At 72.9% G+C, this 20544-nt stretch carries 11 protein-coding genes; 3 read left to right on the forward strand and 8 right to left on the reverse strand.

Annotated elements, in window-relative coordinates; genetic code table 11:
* Positions 1-2: 2 nt before the first annotated feature.
* The 3 genes from M2283_RS36755 to M2283_RS36765 form a co-directional block, all read right to left on the reverse strand.
* The gene (locus M2283_RS36755) at positions 3-3602 is read right to left on the reverse strand and encodes an ATP-dependent DNA helicase (RefSeq protein WP_280880815.1); all 3600 of its coding nucleotides are present in this window, start codon (positions 3600-3602) and stop codon (positions 3-5) included.
* 105 nt (positions 3603-3707) lie between these two features.
* Positions 3708-7118: an ATP-dependent helicase gene (locus tag M2283_RS36760; protein ID WP_280880816.1), complete on the reverse strand. Its 3411-nt coding sequence runs from the start codon at positions 7116-7118 to the stop codon at positions 3708-3710.
* A 266-nt stretch (positions 7119-7384) separates the two neighbouring features.
* Positions 7385-7771: an MGMT family protein gene (locus tag M2283_RS36765; RefSeq protein ID WP_280880817.1), complete on the reverse strand. Its 387-nt coding sequence runs from the start codon at positions 7769-7771 to the stop codon at positions 7385-7387.
* A 186-nt stretch (positions 7772-7957) separates the two neighbouring features.
* On the opposite strand from M2283_RS36765, the gene M2283_RS36770 reads away from it, so the two are divergent.
* From M2283_RS36770 to M2283_RS36780, 3 genes are all read left to right on the forward strand, one after another.
* Positions 7958-10714: a lysylphosphatidylglycerol synthase domain-containing protein gene (locus M2283_RS36770; protein ID WP_280880818.1), complete on the forward strand. Its 2757-nt coding sequence runs from the start codon at positions 7958-7960 to the stop codon at positions 10712-10714.
* A gap of 128 nt (positions 10715-10842) precedes the next feature.
* Entirely contained in the window at positions 10843-12390 is a 1548-nt protein-coding gene (locus tag M2283_RS36775; protein ID WP_280880819.1) for an alpha/beta hydrolase, read from the forward strand.
* Between the two features lie 152 nt (positions 12391-12542).
* Positions 12543-14108, forward strand: coding sequence for an alpha/beta hydrolase (locus M2283_RS36780; RefSeq protein ID WP_280880820.1), 1566 nt, complete (start codon positions 12543-12545; stop codon positions 14106-14108).
* A gap of 65 nt (positions 14109-14173) precedes the next feature.
* Here M2283_RS36780 and moeZ read toward each other — a convergent pair whose 3' ends face one another.
* The 5 genes from moeZ to M2283_RS36805 form a co-directional block, all read right to left on the reverse strand.
* Positions 14174-15352: an adenylyltransferase/sulfurtransferase MoeZ gene (gene moeZ, locus M2283_RS36785; protein ID WP_280880821.1), complete on the reverse strand. Its 1179-nt coding sequence runs from the start codon at positions 15350-15352 to the stop codon at positions 14174-14176.
* Between the two features lie 63 nt (positions 15353-15415).
* Positions 15416-16165 carry a spherulation-specific family 4 protein gene (locus M2283_RS36790; protein ID WP_280880822.1) on the reverse strand — a complete coding sequence of 250 codons (750 nt, stop codon included), beginning with the start codon at positions 16163-16165 and terminating at the stop codon, positions 15416-15418.
* Positions 16153-17115, reverse strand: a complete 963-nt coding sequence (locus M2283_RS36795) for an NAD-dependent epimerase/dehydratase family protein (RefSeq protein WP_280880823.1) — start codon at positions 17113-17115, stop codon at positions 16153-16155. Before M2283_RS36795 ends, M2283_RS36790 begins: the two co-directional genes overlap by 13 nt.
* A 130-nt stretch (positions 17116-17245) precedes the next feature.
* A complete protein-coding gene (locus tag M2283_RS36800) occupies positions 17246-18619 on the reverse strand; it encodes a hypothetical protein (protein WP_280880824.1) in 1374 nt (457 codons plus the stop codon).
* Positions 18616-20364 carry a DUF3492 domain-containing protein gene (locus M2283_RS36805; RefSeq protein ID WP_280880825.1) on the reverse strand — a complete coding sequence of 583 codons (1749 nt, stop codon included), beginning with the start codon at positions 20362-20364 and terminating at the stop codon, positions 18616-18618. Before M2283_RS36805 ends, M2283_RS36800 begins: the two co-directional genes overlap by 4 nt.
* Positions 20365-20544: the final 180 nt, after the last annotated feature.

The raw sequence follows: 20544 nt of genomic DNA on the forward strand, positions 1-20544 counted from the left end.
GCCTATCGGCCCGCACCGACATCCTCGGTGGGCGGTTCCTCACAGTTTGCTTGCCCGCCCGGCTCCTCCAGCAGCAGCCGTTCCAGGGCGGCCCGGTCCGGCAACTCCTCGGGGCGTACGACTTCACCGCCGCGCACGTACAGGAACGCGGCGCCGACCGACTCCAGCGGTACACCCCGCTGCTCGGCCCAGGCGAGCCGGTAAAGGGCGAGCTGGAGAGGATCGGCTGTGCGGCTGCGGTTGGTCTTCCAGTCGACGATCTCGTACGTCGCCCCGTCGCCGTCGCCCTCTTTGTAGACGGCGTCGATGCGCCCGCGGACCACCCGGCCGGCGATGGCCAGCTGGAAGGGGGCCTCCACGCGGTAGGGCGTGCGGTGGGCGTACTCGGTGCGTTCGAAGGCGTCCTTGAGGGCCTCCAGGTCGCGTTCGTCGGCGATCTCGGCCTCGCTGCCGGGCAGGTCGTCCGGCTCCAGCATGGGCAGCGTCAACGCCTCGAAGCGGGCCTCCACCCATGCGTGGAACCGGGTGCCTCGGCGCGCGGCGGGTTGTGGGGGGCGCGGCATGGGGCGCGCGAGTTCCCGCGCGAAACCGTCCGGGTCGGCGGCCAGGCTCAGTACCTGGGACGCGGTGAGCGACGCGGGCAGGGGGACGTCGGTGACGGCCTCGCGGGCGCGCAGGAGCTCTCCGGTCAGGGCGTCGAGGTCACGGTCCCAGGAGGCGATGGCGCGGGCCTCTTCGGAGGTGAGGCGGGGACGGCGGGGGGTGACGCGACTGTGCTCCGGGCTGACGCGGGTGTGCTCCGGAGGGACGCGGGTGTGCTCGACGCGGTCGGAGGCCGCGGCCTGACTGCTGTCCGGGGCGCTCGCCTGATGAGGGACGGCCGGGCGGTCCGGAGACCAGGAGTCCCAGTCGGTCGGCTCCTCGTCGGCCAGGAAGGCCTCGCCCTCGGCGCCCGTGTGCTCGGCGCCGTACTCCTCGCCGTCCGGGTCGGGCGGTCCGTCGTAGCTCTCGTACGGGTCGTCGTCCGGTGGCGGAGGCCAGTCCGGGTCGCCGTGGTCGTCCGGGTCGTGCGTGGCCGCCGGGTGGCCGTCCTCGTGGGAGGCGAGGTCCTCCAGGTGGGCCAGGACGGTCTCGGCGGCGGCCCGGCGGCGGGCGAGGGACGCGTCGTCGAGAGGCAGGGGCCACACCTGGTCGGCGCCCTCCAGGTGCAGGGCGGGGTTCTCCTCGTCCTCGGCGGGCTCGTCGGCCCAGGCCTCGATCTCGCCGAAGCCGGCCGCGCAGTGCTCGTACAGGTCCTGGAGGAAGTCGGAGGGTCCGCGCGGCTTCTTCTGGCTGGGGCCCCACCAGTGGCCGGAGCCCAGGAGCAAGGAGCGGGGGCGGGTGAAGGTGACATAGCCGAGGCGGAGTTCCTCGGTGTGCTGGTGCTCCTTCATGGCCTCCTGGAAGGCCTTCAGGCTTCGGGAGGTCCAGCCCTCGATGTCGGGCAGGGTGTCGGCGTCGCCGCGCAGTTCGTGCGGGAGCACCTTGCCCTGGGCGGTCCACTTCTCGCGGCCCCGGGTGCTGGGGAAGCTGTCGGTGACCAGGCCCGGGACGGCTACGACGTCCCACTCCAGGCCCTTGGACTTGTGCGCGGTGAGCACCTTGACGGTGTTCTCGCCGCCGGGGAGGGCGTTGTCGAGGCCCTTCTCGTACTGGGCGGCGGTGCGCAGGAAGGCGAGGAAGGCGAGCAGGGTGGCCTCGCCGTCGCCCGCCGCGAACGAGGCGGCGACATCCAGGAAGTTCGACAGGGTCTCCCGGCGTCGGGCGGCCAGCGCGTGCGGGGACGCCGACAGCTCCACCTCCAGACCGGTGACGGCGAGGACGCGGTGCAGGACGTCCATCAGCGGGTCGGCCAACGAGCGGCGCAGGTCGCGCAGTTCGGCGGCGAGGCGGGCGAAGCGCACGCGCGCGTCCGGCGAGAAGGGCAGCCCGTCGTCGTCCCGCTCGGCGTCGAGCGGCGTCTCCAGGAAGGTGTCCAGGGCGTCTGCGAGCGATATCACCTCGGACGGGTCGACCCCCTCGACGGCCTCGGCGAGCCGGCGGTCCCGGTCGTCGCCGGCGTCCACGCGTGCGTGCGCCACGAGGAACCGGGCGCGGCGCCCCAGAAGGGCGAGGTCGCGCGGGCCGATGCGCCAGCGGGGGCCGGTCAGCAGGCGGACCAGGGAGGCGTTGGCGCCGGGGTCCTGGAGTACTTCGCAGACGGCGACGAGGTCGGCGATCTCGGGCAGGTGCAGCAGCCCGGACAGGCCGACCACCTCGACGGGCACGTCCCGGGCGACGAGCGCGCCCTGGATCTGCGCGAAGTCGGTCGCGGTGCGGCACAGGACGGCGATCTCGCCGGGCGCCTCGCCGGTACGGACGAGGTGGGCGATCGAGTCGGCGAGCCAGTCCATCTCCTCGGCGTGGGTGGGCAGCAGCGCGCAGCGCACCATGCCGTCGCGTTCGGCACCGGGGGCCGGGCGGAGGGCCTCCACGCCCGCGTGCATGGCGCGCAGGGGCTCGGCGAGGCCGTTGGCCAGGTCGAGGAGGCGGCCGCCGCTGCGGCGGTTCTCGCTGAGCGACTGGCGGGTGGCGAGGCGGCCGTCGGGGTGCGCGAAGTGCTCGGGGAAGTCGTCGAGGTTGGCGACGGAGGCGCCGCGCCAGCCGTAGATCGCCTGGCAGGGGTCGCCGACCGCGGTCACCGGGTGGCCGGTGCCGCCGCCGAACAGCCCGGCCAGCAGGATGCGCTGGGCCACCGAGGTGTCCTGGTACTCGTCGAGGAGGACCACCCGGAACTCCTCGCGCATGATCCGGCCCACCTCGGGGATCCCCGAGAGCCGCGCGGACAGGGCGATCTGGTCGCCGAAGTCGAGCAGGTCGCGCTCGCGTTTGGCGGCCCGGTAGCGGACGACCAGGTCGGCGAGTTCGCTGCGCGCGGCGGCCGCCTCGGGGACCTTGCGCAGGTCGGCGTTGGTGAGCTTGACGCCCTCCAGGGACCGCAGCAGTCCGGCGTCGTACGCGCGCAGGGCCTCGGGCCGTACGAGGTGTTCGGCGAGTTCGGCGTCGAGCGCGAGCAGGTCGCTGACCAGGTCGGCGAAGGAGCGGGTGAGCGCCGGATAGGGGCCCGGGGCCTCGCGCAGCACGCGCGCGGCGAGCTGGAAGCGGGTGGCGTCGGCGAGCAGGCGGGAGGTCGGCTCCAGCCCTATGCGCAGGCCGTGGTCGGTCAGGAGGCGGCCGGCGAAGGCGTGGTACGTCGAGATCACCGGCTCGCCCGGCGGGTTGTCCGGGTCGATGACGTCGGGGTCGGTGACGCCCGCCTTGATGAGCGCCTTGCGGACGCGCTCGGCGAGTTCGCCGGCGGCCTTGTTGGTGAACGTGAGCCCGAGGACCTGCTCGGGGGCGACCTGGCCGGTGCCGACCAGCCACACCACGCGGGCCGCCATCACCGTCGTCTTGCCCGAGCCGGCTCCGGCCACGATCACCTGCGGGGCGGGCGGCGCGACGATGCAGGCCGTCTGCTCCGGGGTGAAGGGGATGCCGAGGAGCTCCTTGAGCTGATCGGGATCGGTGATACGGGCGGGCATGTCGCAGAGGCTAGCGGCGCGCACTGACAGTGGCGGACGAATCGCCCCTCGCTGCGGAAGAGACGCTGGTCAGCACGTGTGGTGCGACCGGTCACACAAGCGCCCTCACTCCACCACGTGCCGCCCCTCGGGCTGCGCGCTGCACGACGCCCGGAACGCGCAGTGCGCGCAGTGCTGTCCGGCGGTCGGTGTGAACCGTTCGTCGAGGACCTTGCCGGCCGCGGTGGCGAGCAGGTCGCCCACCCACTCCCCCTCCAGCGGTTCCTGCGCCTGCACCTTGGGCAGGGTCTCGCCGCCGTCGCGCTGGGCGGCACCCTGGCGCAGCTGCACGAGTTCGGCCCCGCCCGGCTCGGGCCGTACGCCGTCGAAGGCCTCGTCGACCGCTCCCTCGCGGACGGCGAGCTGGTAGACGGCGAGCTGCGGATGGTGGACGACCTCGGCCTTGCTGACGGCCTGTTTGCCGGTCTTGAAGTCGACGACGTACGCGCGGCCCTCGCCGTCCGCCTCGACGCGGTCCATCTGGCCGCGGATGCGTACCTCGTAGTCGCCCGCTCCGATGGTGACGTCGAAGTCGTGCTCGCTGGCCACGGGGGTGCGGCCGGTGCGGTCCATGACGTGCCACTTCAGGAAGCGTTCGAGCGCCACGCGCGCGTTCTCCTTCTCCTGCGCCGACTTCCAGGGCGCGTCGAAGGCGAGCGCGTTCCACACGGAGTCGAGGCGCTCCATGAGGACGGCGAGATCGGCCGGGGTGTGTCCGGAGGCGACCTCGTCGGCGAGGACGTGCACGACGTTGCCGAAGCCCTGGGCGACGGTGGCGGGCGCGTCGGCCTTCACCTCGCGGCCCAGGAACCACTGCAGGGCGCAGGTGTTGGCGAGCTGGTCGAGGGCGCTGCCGGAGAGCACGACGGGATGGTCGCGGTCGCGCAGCGGCACCTTGCTCTCGGTCGGCTCGTACATGCCCCACCAGCGGTAGGGGTGGGCCGACGGGACGAGCGGGCGGCCGTCCTCGTCGGCGAGCGCGGCGAGCCGGGCCAGCCGGTGGGCGGCGGCCTCCCTGAGGGTGTCCGACACACGCGGGTCGACGGTCGTGGCGCGCAGTTCGGCGACGAGTGCGGCGACGGACAGGGGGCGCCGCGGGCGACCGGTGACGTCCTTGGGCTCGACGCCGAGTTCGTTGAGGAAGCGGGAGGGCTGGTCGCCGTCGTCGGCGGGGGCCTTCACCGCGGTGACGACGAGGCGTTCACGCGCGCGTGTGGCGGCGACGTAGAAGAGGCGGCGTTCCTCGGCGAGCAGGGCTCCCGGGGTGAGCGGTTCGGCGAGTCCGTCGCGGCCGATGCGGTCGGCCTCCAGGAGGGAGCCGCGGCGGCGCAGGTCCGGCCACAGGCCCTCCTGGACGCCCGCGACGACGACCAGGCTCCACTGGAGGCCCTTGGAGCGGTGCGCGGTCATCAGGCGTACGGCGTCGGGGCGTACGGCACGCCGCGTGAGGGTGTCGGCGGCGATGTCCTCGGCGTCGATCTCCGCGAGGAAGTTGAGGGTGCCCCGGCCGCCGCTGCGCTCCTCCGCGCGGGCGGCGGTCGCGAACAGCGCGCACACGGCGTCGAGGTCGCGGTCGGCGTTGCGTCCGGCGGCGCCGCCGCGCCGCGCGGACCGCTCCAGGCGCGTGGGCCACGGGGTGCCCTCCCACAGGTCCCACAGCGCCTCCTCGGCGCTGCCACCGCCCGCCAGGCGCTCCCGGGCCTTGCGCAGCAGCGCGCCGAGGCGCTGGGCGCCCCGGGCGTACGCGGGGTCGTGCGCGACCAGGCGCTCGGGTTCGGCGAGCGCCCGCGCGAGCAGTACGTCCGACGGCGGCGGCAGCGCGTTGCCGGCGGCCCGCTCCTCGTCGCGCAGGGCCCGCCCGAGGCGGCGCAGGTCGGCGGCGTCCATGCCGGCGAGGGGGGAGGCGAGCAGGGTGAGGGCGGTCTCGGTGTCGAGCCAGGAGGTGTCCGACGACGGCTCGTAGGGAGGCTGCTGTGGCTCGTCGGAGGCGTCTTCAGAGGCATCCTCCGAGACACGTACGTCATCGGCGTCCCCGTCCGAGTGCACGGGTGCCTCAGCGTCCGCGCCCCTCTCGGGACCCGCCGCCTCCGCCGTCGCCACTGCCCGCAGTGCCGTCAACAAAGGCGCGACCGCCGGTTCGTGGCGCAGGGCCAGGTCGTCGCCGTCGATGTCCAGGGGCACGCCGGCCGCGGTGAGCGCGCGGCGGACCGTCGGGATCGTGCGGGACCCGGCGCGCACGAGGACGGCCATCTCGCCCCAGGGGACGCCGTCCTCCAGGTGCGCCCGGCGCAGGATGTCGGCGATGTTGTCGAGTTCCGTACCGGGCGTCGGATACGTGTACACCTCGACGCGGCCGCCGTCCCGGACCGGGGCGAGTTCGCGGTGGGCGCGGACCCTCTCCGCCGGGAGCCGGGTCAGCGGCATGCGCTGGGTGATCAGGCGGGTCGCGGTGAGCAGGCCGGCGCCGGAGCGGCGGGAGGTGCGCAGGACCTCGACGGGCGCCGGGCGGCCGTCCGCGCGCGGGAAGGCGTCCGGGAACTCCAGGATGCCGTTCACGTCGGCGCCTCGGAACGCGTAGATCGACTGGTCCGGGTCGCCGAAGGCGACGAGGGTGCGGCCGCCGCCGGCCAGGGCGTGCAGCAGCCGTACCTGCGCGGAATCGGTGTCCTGGTACTCGTCGACCAGGACGGTGTCGTAGCGCGCGGCCAGTTGTGCGGCGACCTCGGGGCGGCGGGCGAGGAGCACCGCGCGGTGGACCAGTTCCGCGTAGTCGAGCACGCCTTGGAGGTCGAGCACGTCGAGGTACTCGGCCAGGAAGGCGGCGGCGGCGCGCCAGTCGGGGCGGCCGATGCGGCGGGCGAAGGCGTCCAGGGCGCCCGCGTCCAGGCCGAGTTCACGGCTCCGGGCGAGGACCGCGCGGACCTCGTCGGCGAAGCCGCGGGTGGTCAGGCAGGCGCGCAGTTCGTCGGGCCAGCGCACGTGCGCGAGGCCGAGCCGCTCCAGGTCGGGCTGGCCGGCGAGCAGTTCGCGAACGGCGACGTCCTGTTCGGGGCCGGACAGCAGCCGCAGCGGCTCCACGAACAGGTCGGTGTCCTGGTGGGCGCGGACCAGGGCGTAGCAGAACGAGTGGAAGGTGGTCGCCTGGGGAGCGTGGACGGCTCCGGTACGGGTCGCCATGCGGTCGCGCAGTTCGACGGCCGCCTTGCGGCTGAACGTCAGCACCAGGATGCGTCCGGGGTCGGCGCCGCGGGCGATCCGGGCGGCCACCGACTCGACGAGCGTGGTGGTCTTCCCGGTGCCCGGTCCGGCGAGGACCAGCAGCGGCCCGGCCCTGTGGTCAACCACCGCGCTCTGTGGCGCGTCCAGACGAGGGGGAGCCGGTCGGTCCGGTGGGGTACGCACCAGTCGGTAAGCGCCACGGTCCCCCTGACGCACCTGGGGGTGCGCCAGGCGCCTGGTGGAGGAAGAGGAGCTCACGTGGTTCGCCGGTCCTGGTGGTTGTGCTGGTTGTCGGGCCACCGCGCGTGCCGGGCGGTGATCGCGGGGTGAGCGGGACGCGTGCAGCCGACGCTACGCCGACGGATTCCATGGAAGCAGCGCTTCCGCTTCTTCCCACAAGACGCTCACGGCACGCGGGTCACGTGCGCCCCCTCCCCCTCGAACGTACGTCATGCCACGGACGTGCCCTCGTTCCCCCGTACGGAGCACGCGGCGCACCCGGGGGCCGCGTATGGCGGAAGCTGTCAGGTGTGACCGTCCGCGCGCTCGCCGCCGTCCCACCGCGCCCGCCTCATGTCGACGCGCGGCAGATGACCCTCCGCGGCCCTGCTCGCCTCCTTCAGAGGTGTGCCCTCCGACCGGTAGTGGCCGAGGGCCTGCAGTTCGTGGCCCGGCAGCAGGACGCCGTCCGCGCGCATGACGCGCCACCACGGAACGGCACTCCCGTAGAGGGCCATCACCCGGCCGACCTGCCGGGGTCCGCCCTCCTCCAGCCACTCGGCCACGTCTCCGTACGTCATGACACGCCCGGGCGGAATCAGTTCGGTGACCTCAAGGACGCGCTCGGCGTACTCCGGCAGCGCGTCCGGGGGCTCCGGGTGGACGTCCCGCGGCAGGCTCTCCTCGCTCATCCGGCCCATCCTGCACCACGCCACCGACAATGCGACGGGCCCGCGACCGCGGGTGTCCCTCGCCCCGAGGCGGCGCATCGGGCAGACTGTGCGCCCCCGCATTTGCACCCTGATGCCCCCGTGTGTCGGTGGGGCATGCCACCATCATGCGGGCGGTGACCGGTGATACGAGATCAAGAAGAGACGATGAAGCAGCAGGGTGCGCAGCCGGAGGATGCGGAAAGCACCTCTGACGCTTCGTCGCGCCCGGACACCGCCGACGGCGAGGACGCGGCCGCCAAGGACACGGCTTCCAAGGATGTCGGCCAGGGCGTCCAGGACGACGCCGACTGCGCCGACGAGGTGCACAGCGAAGAGGTCGAGGGCGACGAACCGCTGCTCCCCGCGCGCGTGCACCGTCCCTCCGACCTGATGCGCCTCCTGGTGGGCGTGCTGGCCGTCGCCGTACTGCTCGCGATCGCCGCGTTCGCCCACGGCACCACCTCGGGTCTCGAACAGGACATCAACAAGGGCACCGGACAGGCGCCCGATCTGCTCATCAAGATCGCCGGTCTGGCCTCCAGCATCGCGATCCTCCTAGTGCCGGTCGCGTTCGCGATCGAGCGGCTGATCAAACGCGACGGGCTGCGCATCGCCGACGGCGTGCTCGCCGCGGTCCTCGCGCACGGTGTGACCCTGGCCACGGACCTCTGGGTCGCCAAGGCCGCCCCCGGCTCCATCCAGGAGGCGCTCACCCAGCCCTCCCCCGGCGACATCCACGCCCTGACGGACCCGGTGCACGGTTATCTCGCGCCGGTCATCGCCTATATGACGGCCGTCGGCATGTCGCGCCGGCCGCGCTGGCGCGCGGTGCTGTGGATCGTGCTGTGCCTGGACGCCTTCTCGATGCTCGTCACCGGGTACACGACGCCGTTCTCGATCATCCTGACGGTCCTGATCGGCTGGACCGTCGCCTACGGGACGCTGTACGCGGTCGGCTCGCCCAACGTGCGTCCCACCGGGCGGACCCTGATGGCGGGGCTGCGGCACGTGGGCTTCCGGCCGGTGAGCGCCGCGCGCGAGGAGGTCCCGGAGACCTCGGAGACCGGCGACCGCGGCAGGCGCTACTTCGTCACCCTGGAGGACGGTCTACCGCTGGACGTGACGGTGGTCGACCGCGAGCAGCAGGCGCAGGGCTTCTTCTATCGCGCGTGGCGCAACCTGACGCTGCGCGGCTTCGCCACCCGCAGCAGCCTCCAGTCGCTGCGCCAGGCCCTGGAGCAGGAGGCGCTGCTCGCGTACGCGGCCATCGCGGCCGGCGCCAACGCGCCCAAGCTGATCGCGACCTCCGAACTGGGTCCCGACGCCGTGATGCTCATCTACGAGCACACCGGCGGGCGCACCCTGGACTCCCTCCTGGACGACGAGATCACCGACGAGCTGCTGCGCGACACCTGGCGCCAGGTGCAGGCCCTGCAGTCCCGGCGGATCGCCCACCGCAGGCTGGTGGGCGACGCGATTCTGGTGGATCGTTCCGGCACCGTGATCCTCACCGACCTGCGGGTCGGCGAGATCGCCGCCGGCGATCTGCTGCTGCGCATGGACATCTCGCAGTTGCTGGTGACGCTCGGTCTGCGGGTGGGCGCCGAGCGCGCGGTGGCCTCCGCGCTGAGCGTGCTCGGCCCGGACGCGGTCGCCGACTGCCTGCCGATGCTGCAGCCCATCGCGCTCAGCCGGACCTCGCGCGCGACCCTGCGCAGGCTGGCCCGGGAACGGGCCCAGCGCGAGCGCGAGGCGGTCCTGGAGGCGTCCCAGCAGGACAAGCAGGCCCGCCTCGCCGCGGCCGGACACGACCACACCACGCCCGTACTCGAAAAGCCCGACAAGAAGGCCGTACGCGCGGAGCAGCGGGCCGAGAAGCGGGCCATCGACGACGCGCTGGAAGAGGCGCGCGAGGACGACCTGCTCACGCTGATCCGGCACGAGGTGCTGCGGATCAGGCCGCAGGCGCCGGTCGAGCCGGCCCGCCTGGAGCGGGTGCGGCCGCGCACGCTGATCAGTTTCATCGCCGGTGCCATCGGCGCGTACTTCCTGCTGACGCAGCTCACCCACATCGAGCTCGGTCCGCTGGTGGCCAACGCCGAGTGGGGCTGGGTCGCGGCGGCCGTGCTGTTCTCGGCGGCGAGCTACTTCGCGGCGGCGATGGCGCTGCTCGGGTTCGTACCCGAGCGGGTGCCGTTCCTGCGGACCGTGGGGGCGCAGGTCGCCGGCTCGTTCGTGAAGATCGTCGCGCCGGCCGCGGTCGGCGGTGTCGCCCTCAACACGCGCTTCCTGCAGCGCGCGGGGGTGCGGCCCGGGCTCGCGGTGGCGAGTGTCGGCGCCTCGCAGCTGTTCGGACTCGGCTGCCACATCCTGATGCTGCTGTCCTTCGGCTATCTGACCGGCACCGAGAAGACGCCGTCGCTGTCGCCGTCCCGGACGGTCATCGCGGGTCTGCTGACGGTCGCGGTGCTCGTGCTCGTGGTCACCTCGGTGCCGTTCCTGCGGAAGTTCGTCGTCACGCGCGTGCGCTCACTCTTCGCGGGTGTCGTGCCGCGCATGCTCGACGTGCTGCAGCGGCCGCAGAAGCTCATCACGGGCATCGGCGGCATGCTGCTGCTGACCGCCTGCTTCGTGATGTGCCTGGACGCCTCGATCCGCGCCTTCGGCCAGGAGGGGGCCTCGATCAGCATCGCCAGCGTCGCCGTCGTCTTCCTCGCCGGCAACGCGCTCGGCTCGGCGGCCCCGACCCCGGGCGGCGTGGGCGCCGTCGAGGCCACTCTGACGGTCGGTCTGATCGCCGTCGGCCTCCCCAAGGAGGTCGCCGCTCCGTCCGTGCTGCTGTTCCGGCTGCTGACGCTGTGGCTGCCGGTGCTGCCGGGCTGGCTGGCCTTCAACCACCTGTCGCGCAAGGGCTCCCTGTAGGACGCACGCGCGCGTACGCCGCGCCCGGCACCGTACGGCGGGTCCACCCACGTACGCGCGCGAGGGCGCCGTACCTCGTACGGCCCGCGCCCCGAGCGCTCCGCCGCGTGCGACCGCAGGATGGGACCATGCCGAACCCGCCTCGCCTGCGCGCCGTTGCCCTGATCGCCTCCGCCGTACTGCTGTCGTCCGTGCTGGCGGGCTGCGGCAACGACGACACCAAGGACGAGGATCTGTCGGCCCAGACGCTCGGTTGGAAGGACTGCCCGGCGCCGTCCCAGGCGGAGGGCGGCGGCGGTACCCCCTCGCCGCTGCCGGGCGGCGACGAGTGGCAGTGCGCCACCCTGAAGGCGCCGCTCGACTGGGACAAGCCCAAGGGCGACACGATCGGCCTGGCGCTGATCCGGGCGAAGGCCAGTGGGGACAAGAGCAAGCGCATCGGCTCGCTCGTCTTCAACTTCGGTGGCCCCGGCGGCTCGGGCGTCACCACGCTGCCCGCCTTCGGCGAGGACTACGCGAAGCTGCGCACCCGCTACGACCTGGTCAGCTTCGACCCACGCGGAGTCGGCCGCAGCGCCCCCGTGGAGTGCGAGAACGACCAGCAGCTCGACGCGTACTTCCAGCAGGACGCGACCCCCGACGACGCCGCCGAGCGCACCGAGCTCCTGGAGAACACCAAGAAGTTCAACGCGGCCTGCGAGAAGAACTCCAAGAAGGTGCTGCCGCAGGTGCGCACCACCGACGCGGCCCGCGACATGGACCTGATGCGACAGGTGCTCGGCGACGCCAAGCTGCACTACTTCGGCATCTCCTACGGCACCGAACTCGGCGGTGTCTACGCCCACTTGTTCCCCAAGAGCGTGGGACGCGCGGTCTTCGACGGGGTCGTGGACCCCACGCAGAACTCCGAACAGGGCTCGCTCGGACAGGCCGAGGGCTTCCAGCTCGCGCTCGACAACTTCGCGAAGGACTGCACGTCGAAGGCCGAGGACTGCCCGGTCGGCGACACCGCACAGGACGTCAAGGACCGCATCGCCAAGCTGCTCAAGGACCTCGACAGCAAGCCGATCCCCGGCATCTTCCCGCGTCAGCTGACCCAGACCGCCGCGACCAACGGCATCGCGCAGTCCCTGTACTCGAAGGACTTCTGGGAGTACCTCACCGAGGGCCTGGAGCAGGCGTACGACGGGGACGGCAAGACCCTGATGCTGCTGTCCGACTCGATGAACGGGCGCAGCGAGAACGGCGAGTACAGCAACATCACCGCGGCCAACATCGCCATCAACTGCGCCGACGACAAGCCCCGGTACACCTCGGACTTCGTGCAGGAGAAGCTGCCGGAGTTCCGGGCCGCCTCGCCGTTGTTCGGCGACTTCCTGGCGTGGGGCATGGTCAGCTGCACGGGATGGGCGGTGGCGGGCGCCGCCGACCATCCCGACGTGAGCGCGGCCGGCTCGGCGCCGATCCTCGTCGTGGGCAACACCGGTGACCCGGCGACGCCGTACGAGGGCGCGCGGAAGATGGTGGACGCCCTCGGCAAGGGCGTCGGCGTCGAGCTGACGTACAAGGGACAGGGACACGGCGCCTACGACAGCAAGAACAAGTGCGTGCAGAGCGCGGTGAACGGCTATCTGCTGGACGGGAAGGTGCCGGCGGCCGGCACCGTCTGCTCCTGACCCCGACCATGCCCGACCTCCCTCGGAATTCCGGGAAAACTTGCAGGTCAGACGGTTATCCACAGGCTTTCACGAGCTCGACGTGATCCGCCTACTATGGCCAGACCGCCGTCGGCCGGCCGATGCCGGCGGCTCGTGAGGGGGGAACGCACATGGCGCGACTCGTACGGTGGGCGGCGCTGGGGGCCGCCGCCGCGCTGCTGGTGGGGGGCTGCAGCGGCGGCTCGTCGTCCGACGACGGCAAGGGAGAAGGGGACACAGGCGCGGCGGCCACGCCGTCGGCCGACTCCCCCGACTCTTCCGGTACGACCGCAGCCTTGCCCTCCTCTCTGACCGCGCAGCGGCTCGACTGGGGACGCTGCAAGGCCACCGCCGACTCCGCCGCGCCGGGCAACGACTGGCAGTGCGCGACGCTCAAGGTGCCGCTGGACTGGTCGAAGCCGGACGGCGAGACGATCGGCCTCGCCCTGATCCGCGGCAAGTCCCGCGGCGACAAGCCCATCGGCTCGCTCCTGTTCAACTTCGGCGGTCCCGGCGGCTCCGGTGTCTCCACGCTGCCGTCGTACGCGGCCACGGCCTCCTCGTTGCGTGAGCGGTACGACCTGGTGAGCTGGGACCCGCGCGGGGTCGACCGCAGCGAGGGCGTGCGCTGCCGCGGCGACAAGGCGATCGAGGCCGCCGAGGACATCGATGCCACCCCGGACACCCCGGCCGAGGAGAAGGCGTACTTCCAGGACGCCGTCGACTTCGGCAAGGGCTGCCGGAACGCCACCGGCAAGTTGCTGGCGCACGTGTCGACGACGGACACCGCGCGCGACATGGACCTGATGCGCCAGGTGCTGGGCGACGCGAAGATGCACTACTTCGGCATCTCGTACGGCACCGAACTGGGCGGTGTGTACGCCCACTTGTTCCCCAGGAACGTGGGACGGCTGATCCTCGACGCGGTCGTCGACCCGAGCGCCGACACCGTGGGCCACGCGGAGAACCAGAGCAGGGGCTTCCAGCGCGCCCTCGACGACTACCTCAAGTCGACCGGGCAGGACCCGAAGCAGGGCACCCAGAAGATCGCGGACCTGCTCGACCGGCTCGACGCCAAGCCGCTGCAGACGTCGTCCGGGCGTGAGCTCACACAGACGCTGGCCGTCACCGGCATCGTCCTGCCGCTGTACAGCAAGGCCGGCTGGCCGACCCTGACCAGCGCCCTCGATGCGGCCGAACAGGGCGACGGCTCGGAGCTGTTGGACCTCGCCGACGGCTACAACGAACGTGACACGTCGGGGCACTACGGCACGACGACCCACTCTCAACGGGTCATATCGTGCTTGGACGACAAGCAGCGGCCGACCGCCGAGGAGACGAAGAAGCTGCTGCCGACGTTCGAGAAGATCTCGCCCGTGTTCGGGGACTTCCTCGGCTGGGACACGGCCGGCTGGTGTCACGACTGGCCGGTGGCCGGGCAGTACGACACCCCGGAGGTGAGCGCGGCCGGCGCGGCGCCGATCCTGGTGGTGGGCAACACCGGCGACCCGGCGACACCGTACGAGGGCGCCCGGAAGATGGCCGACGAGCTGGGCAAGGGCGTCGGTGTGGAGCTCACCTGGAAGGGCGAGGGGCACGGTGCGTACGGGAGCGGGAGCGACTGCGTCGACTCCACGGTGAACGCGTATCTGCTGAAGGGCACGGTGCCGAAGGACGGCAAGGTCTGCGCCTCGTAGGAGCTGGGGCAACGGAAAGGGGCCCGGCACGCGTGGTGCCGAGCCCCTCCCGGGAAAGCGTTCGCCTAGTAGACCGGCTTGTCCGGCTCGATCTGGTTGACCCAGCCGATCACACCGCCGCCGACGTGCACGGCGTCGGAGAAGCCCGCGGACTTCAGGACCGCGAGGACCTCGGCACTGCGGACACCCGTCTTGCAGTGCAGGACGATCTTCTTGTCCTGCGGGAGGGTCTCCAGGGCGGTGCCCATGAGGAACTCGTTCTTCGGGATCAGCTTGGCGCCCGGGATGGAGACGATCTCGTACTCGTTGATCTCGCGGACGTCGATGATCTCGATGTTCTCGCCGTCGTCGATCCACTCCTTGAGCTGCTTGGGAGTGATCGTCGAGCCGGCGGCCGCCTCCTGGGCCTCCTCGGAGACGACGCCGCAGAAGGCCTCGTAGTCGATGAGCTCGGTGACGGTCGGGTTCTCGCCGCAGACCGCGCAGCCCGGATCCTTGCGGACCTTGACCTGGCGGTACTGCATCTCCAGGGCGTCGTAGATCATCAGGCGGCCGACGAGGGGCTCACCGATGCCGGTGAGGACCTTGATGGCCTCGGTGACCTGGATGGAGCCGACGGACGCGCACAGCACGCCCAGGACGCCGCCCTCGGCGCAGGAGGGGACCATGCCGGGGGGCGGGGGCTCCGGGTAGAGGCAGCGGTAGCAGGGGCCGTGCTCGGACCAGAAGACCGAGGCCTGGCCGTCGAAGCGGTAGATCGAGCCCCACACGTACGGCTTGTTCAGCAGCACGCAGGCGTCGTTGACCAGGTAGCGGGTCGCGAAGTTGTCCGTGCCGTCGACGATCAGGTCGTACTGGCTGAAGATGTCCATCACGTTCTCGGCCTCGAGCCGCTCTTCGTGAAGGATCACGTTCACGTACGGGTTGATGCCGAGGACGGAGTCGCGCGCGGACGCGGCCTTGGAGCGGCCGATGTCGGCCTGGCTGTGGATGATCTGACGCTGCAGGTTCGACTCGTCGACCTCGTCGAACTCCACGATGCCGAGCGTGCCCACGCCCGCCGCGGCCAGGTACATCAGCGCCGGCGAGCCCAGGCCGCCGGCGCCCACACACAGCACCTTGGCGTTCTTCAGCCGCTTCTGCCCGTCCATCCCGACGTCCGGGATGATCAGGTGGCGGGAGTACCTGCGGACCTCGTCTACGGTGAGCTCAGCAGCTGGCTCGACCAGGGGTGGCAGCGACACGGGGACTCCGTTGATCGGTCAATCACTACGGTGGTTCTCTGTGTAACACTGCCATGCCCATCTTCATTCCGAGACACCCGTCCCGACCCGCGAGACGATGTCGTCCCAGTAGCCGGGCAGGGTCTCCCAGGGATCGGCGCGTCCGCCCCGGTCCGTGCGGTCGGTGAAGTAGATCGTCGCGGCGCCCTGCCAGCGGGCGATGCGCAGCGCCTCATCGAGATGGGGTCCGGGCACTCCGTGGACGAAGTGGCAGAAGCGCTCGGGTGGATGGTCCGCGGTCCACTCGGCCACCTGCGACCAGCGGTAGTCGCTCCAGGACCCGGAGAAGGTGACCAACTGGTCGCCGCACTCGGCGTAACCGGGGTGCGGGTGGGTGCCGTGGCCGAGGACGACATGCGCGTCGTCGCAGATCGAGCGGAGCGTGTCGACGGTCCGGCGGATCTCGGGAAGCGAGACGCGTTCGGTCGGACAGCGGTCCAGGAGGAAGCCGTCGACCCGGTACCAGTCGCGGTAGCGGTGCGCGTCGGAGATCAACTCTCCGAAGGTGCGGGCCCCGTTCGCGCTGTCGAGGTGGCCGAGGACCCGGACGCCCGCGTTGCGCAGTCGGCCCGCCGCCTCCAGGCAGTGCGGATCGGGGCGGGCGCCGGGGCCGTCGGCGATGTCGAGGACGACCCAGTGCAAGGGGGTGCCCGGCCGGGTGAGTTCGGCCCACTCGGCGGGGGCGACCAGAGGGTGGGCGTAGCCGGGGATGCCGAGGCCGGTGCGGACGTCGGTGCTCGCCGTGCCCGCCCTGGTGCTGGTCAGATACGGCATGCCGCCTCCATCCAGATGTCGGCGAGGGACTCTTCGAGATTGATCCGGGGCCGCCAGCCGAGCCGGTCGCGCGCGGTGCGCACGTCGGCCTGCTGCCAGCTGCCGCAGCCGTCCGGGTACGGGTACGCGACCGGGGACGCGTGGTCGGACTCGGTGCGCGGGTGGCCGATGGCCGCCCGCATCAAGGGGCCGGGCGGGCCGTCCAGTTCGTGGAGGGCTCCGCCGTATCCCGCTACCCGCGCGAGCGTGGCGGCGGCGTCGCGCAGCCGGACGGCACGGCCGGAGCCGATGTTGATGACGCCCTGGGCGGCGGAGAGCGAGGCGGCGTGCACGGCGCGGGCCACGTCGCGTACGTCGACGAAGTCGCGCTGGGCGCCGAGGCCGGCGAGCTTGAGCTCGCCGTCGCCGGACTGCATGGCGCGGCGCATGGCCTCGGCGAGCCGGCCCAGCGGCGAGCCGGCGGGCGTGCCGGGACCGGCCGGTGAGAAGACCCGCAGCACGACCGCGTCCAGACCGGAGCCGAGGACGAGTTCGGTGGCGGCGAGCTTGCTGACGCCGTACGGGCCGCCGGGGCGTGGCACGGCGTCCTCCGCGGTGGAGGAGCCGGGCTGGCTGGGGCCGTACTCGGCGCCGCAGCCGATCTGCACCAGCCGGGCGCCGCAGCCGCTGCGGCGCAGGGCCTCGCAGACGGTGGCGACGGCGACGGTGTTGTGCCGCGCGAGTTCACGGGCGCCGCCTCGGGTCGCGCCGGCGCAGTTGACGACCACGCCGGGGTGGACCGCGTCGAGGAAACGGGTGAGGGCACCGGGGCTGCCGGACGCGAGGTCGAAGCGGACGTCGGCGTCGTCGCCGCGGCCGAGCGCGGTGAGCTGGACGGCGGGGTCGGCGAGCAGACGGTCGGCGACGAAGCGGCCCAGATAGCCGTTGGCTCCGATCAGCAGGACTCTCATCGCACGGCTCCCGGAGCCGAGGGTTCGGGTCGGGAGGTGATCATTTGGTGTTCTCCTTCAGCGAGGGTGGTGCCGTTGCCTCGGGGTCGGGCGCCCGCGGCGCGGTGGGCGGTGGGCGGGATGTGCCGGGTCAGCACGGCCGGTCGGCCGGTGCGTGGGCCGAGGCCCGGGTGAGGGTGCGGGTCGCGTGGACCAGCAGGGTCAGCGCGGCCGCTCCGCAGGCCAGGGCCGGGACGCTGCCCGGACCCGTGGCGTCGAGGAGGGCTTCCACAGGGGTGGCGAGGAAACCGCAGCCGGGGAGGCGGGCCGCGAAGACCGTGACCAGGGCTGCCGCCTCGGCCGTGGCCGTGGCGGCCAGGACGAGCGCGGGTGCGTGGGTGAAACCGTGCGTGGTGAGGAGGCGGGCGAGGAGCAGGAGGGCGCCGAGGGTGAGGGCCTGGGCGTAGGCCGCGGGCTGGTCCAGAGCGGTGGCGCACAGGGCGAGCAGGGCCGCCAGGGCGCACACGAACAGGGTGAACGTGCCGAGCAGCAGCGGCCGTACGGACGCGGCGAAGTCCGCCAGGCCGCGGCTGGCCGTCAGTCTTCGCCGGGCGCGCACGGTGAGGAGGTGGGCGCTCCAGGCGGCGGGGGCGCAGGCCAGGGTGAGGGCAAGCACGGGGGCCGTCGCGACGGGCCAGGGACCGTCGGCCGCGCCGGTGGGCAGGCCGTCGGGGCCGCCGCCGACGGCCACGCTCAGAAGTCCGTCGCCCAACAGGGCGTAGGCGATGAGCCAGCACGTCCACAGGCCGGTGCCGGGAGTGTGCGGGGCGGGTCCCGAAGGCGTGCGGTCGGTCACGCCGAGCGGGCCGCGGGCGAGCGCCGAGCGCAGGCCGAGGGCCACGGCGAGGGCGCCGGCCAGGGCCACGGTCAGGCGGAGCCGGCCGTGGGTGAAAGGCAGGCCGATCACGGTCGCCGCGCACAACGTGCCCGGCAGGAGGGCGAGCAAGGCCCAACCGACGCGCCCGCCCGAAGTCGACGGAGTCTCGGGGCTCGGCTGCGTCTCCTCGCCGTGGGAGGCGCGGGCGTACATCTCCTCCGCGAGCGAGAACACGTCCCGGTGCCGGAAGCGCGTCGCGGTCCGGTCGGTGACGCCGTGCGCCTCCAGCCCCGCCGCGATCTCCAGCGGGTCCACGGCCCGTTCGCACAGGTCGCGGTGACGGTGCATCAGCGCCTTGACCGGGTCGGCGGCGGTGGCGCGGCGGCGGGGGGTGGGGGGTTCGGGGACGGTGGGGGCGGGGGTGGGGGTGGGGGTGGGGGTGGTTGAGGCTGCGGGAGTTGGGGCTACGGAGGCCGAGGTTGCAGAGATTGAGGTGTCGGACAAGGCAGAGGAGGTTGCCGCGCTGCCGACGTCGGCGGGCCCGTCCCCAGGCTCCGTCTCCTCACGGCCCCACTCCTCCGAACGTTCGTCCCACGCCCCCGGATTCGTCGGTGTGCCGGGCCGGTCCAGTTCTCCGAGGCCGCTCATCGGGCTCCCTCCGGGGCCCGCGTCACGGTCGGCGTCGTGGTCGACGTCGCCGTCGTCGCGCGGACCGGCGCGCCCGCAGCCCAGCCGGGCCCGCCGCGGGCGACAACGCGGGCGGCGGGGCCGGTCCAGCGGCCCGGTACGTGGGCCTCGGCGGGGGCGGCGAAGGGCAACGGCTCCCCGGTGTCGTCGAGGACGACCCGGCGTACCGGTGTGTGCGAGACGATCTCCAGGTAAATGCCGTGAAATGCCGTGATGTTCTGCTCGACGGTGAACAGTTCGAGCGCCCGCGCGCGTGCGGCGGCGCCGAGGCGCTCACGGCGCGCAGGGTCGCGCAGCAGCGCCACGCACGCCTCCGCGAGCGCCCGGGGGTTGCGCGGCGGTACGACGAGCCCCGTGCCCCCGATGGCCTCCACCACCGCGCCGACGTCGGTGGACACCGTCGCCCGCCCGCAGAACATGGCCTCTACGAGAGTGATCGGGAAGCCTTCGACGACGCTGGAAAGGACGGTCACCGCGCCGGCGGCGTACGCGTCGGCCGGGGTAGGTACCTCCGGCCCGCCGATCTCCTCGAAGGAGACGGGGTTGTCGCCGACGGCGTGCATCCCGTCGGCCTCGTCGGGGAAGAGCTGCGCGGCGAGCGCCCGGCAGTGCCCCAGGTAAGCCGCGCCCTCGGCACCGACCGGCGCACCGACGATCCGCAGCCGGGTCTTCGGCTCCTCCTTGCGGATCTCCGCGAAGGCGTGCAGCAGCGACACCAGGTCCTTGGTGGGTTCGACGCGCCCGACCCACACCAGCGTGTCGGGGTCCGCGCACTCCGGGGACTCCCCCACCTCGGCGAAGTGCGTGGCGTCCATGCCCGGGTAGACCGTGCGGAGCTTGGCGCGGTCGGCGCCGCAGCGCTCCTGCCAGCGGCGGGCGTGCGTGTTGCCGGGCGTGATGATCGTGGCCCGGTCGTAGATCTCGGCGGCGAGCCTGCCGTGGAAGGCGGCGAGCAGGGACCGCACGGCCGGCGGTGCCTCGGCCGCGGCCAGGTAGTGCGTGCGCAGCCGCACCCCGTACTCGGTCACCAGCAGGGGTACGCCGAAGAAGTGGCGGGCGAGCAGTCCGGGCAGGGCGGCCGGGCCGCCGGACGCCGCGTGGCACAGGTCGACCGAGCCGAGCCCGTCCTCCTCGCACCAGTCGAGCGAGAGGGGGCGCAGGGCGCGTTCCAACTGCGCCGCCACGGCGAGGAGATCGGGTACGCGCGCCTCGCGCGCCGTGCGCAGGGCGCCGGGCGCACGACAGGCGCGCTCAAGAGCGCTCACGGCGGCCTCGGAGCGCAGCGCGCCCACCAGCCCACCCTCATCGCGGGCGAGTTCGGCGAGCCCGTACAGAGCGCTGCCGAAACGGTCCGCCTGAGCGGCGGACGCCTCCCCGGGGGAACCGGGAGACTCCCCCGCGCTCCCCGCACTCACCCCCGCACACAGCACGGCCGCCAACTCGCCGTAGCACTCGGCGAACCGTCGGCGCGCCCGGCGCCCGTAGCTCACCCCGTCGTCCTCCGCACCCCACAGCGGAGCCGTACGCACCCGGCTGACCTGCGGCGGCAACTCGACCCAGCCCTCGGCCTCCTGGCGCTCGCTGCGGCTGAGGGCGTAGATGTCGAACTCGTGCTGCCCGAGCCCGCGCACGAGCCGGTCGCACCAGAGCCTGGCATCACCGCTCACATACGGATAGCCACCCTCCGTAAGCAGTCCGATGCGCACAGGTGCACCCCCGATCTCCCGTATGGGGAGCCGCCGTTGACCCGGCGACTCGCAGCGGGACGAACGTATGCGGACAAGGCGGTGGCGGGGGGGCGCGGGGGGGGGGGCGGCCCCCCCCACGGGGGGGGGGGCGCGCGGAGCCCGGCGGGGTGGGGGGGGGGGGGGGCGGGGCGGGAGCCG

The sequence above is a fragment of the Streptomyces pseudovenezuelae genome, assembly GCF_029892565.1.
Classification (GTDB): domain Bacteria; phylum Actinomycetota; class Actinomycetes; order Streptomycetales; family Streptomycetaceae; genus Streptomyces; species Streptomyces pseudovenezuelae_A.

Bases quoted from the DNA above. Each gene is read 5' to 3' on its own strand.
- M2283_RS36775 (WP_280880819.1), top strand. From the start codon at position 10,843: ATGCCGAACCCGCCTCGCCTGCGCGCCGTTGCCCTGATCGCCTCCGCC.
- M2283_RS36755 (WP_280880815.1), bottom strand. From the start codon at position 3,602: ATGCCCGCCCGTATCACCGATCCCGATCAGCTCAAGGAGCTCCTCGGC.
- M2283_RS36795 (WP_280880823.1), bottom strand. From the start codon at position 17,115: ATGAGAGTCCTGCTGATCGGAGCCAACGGCTATCTGGGCCGCTTCGTC.
- M2283_RS36800 (WP_280880824.1), bottom strand. From the start codon at position 18,619: ATGAGCGGCCTCGGAGAACTGGACCGGCCCGGCACACCGACGAATCCG.
- M2283_RS36790 (WP_280880822.1), bottom strand. From the start codon at position 16,165: ATGCCGTATCTGACCAGCACCAGGGCGGGCACGGCGAGCACCGACGTC.
- M2283_RS36780 (WP_280880820.1), top strand. From the start codon at position 12,543: ATGGCGCGACTCGTACGGTGGGCGGCGCTGGGGGCCGCCGCCGCGCTG.
- M2283_RS36770 (WP_280880818.1), top strand. From the start codon at position 7,958: ATGAAGCAGCAGGGTGCGCAGCCGGAGGATGCGGAAAGCACCTCTGAC.
- M2283_RS36765 (WP_280880817.1), bottom strand. From the start codon at position 7,771: ATGAGCGAGGAGAGCCTGCCGCGGGACGTCCACCCGGAGCCCCCGGAC.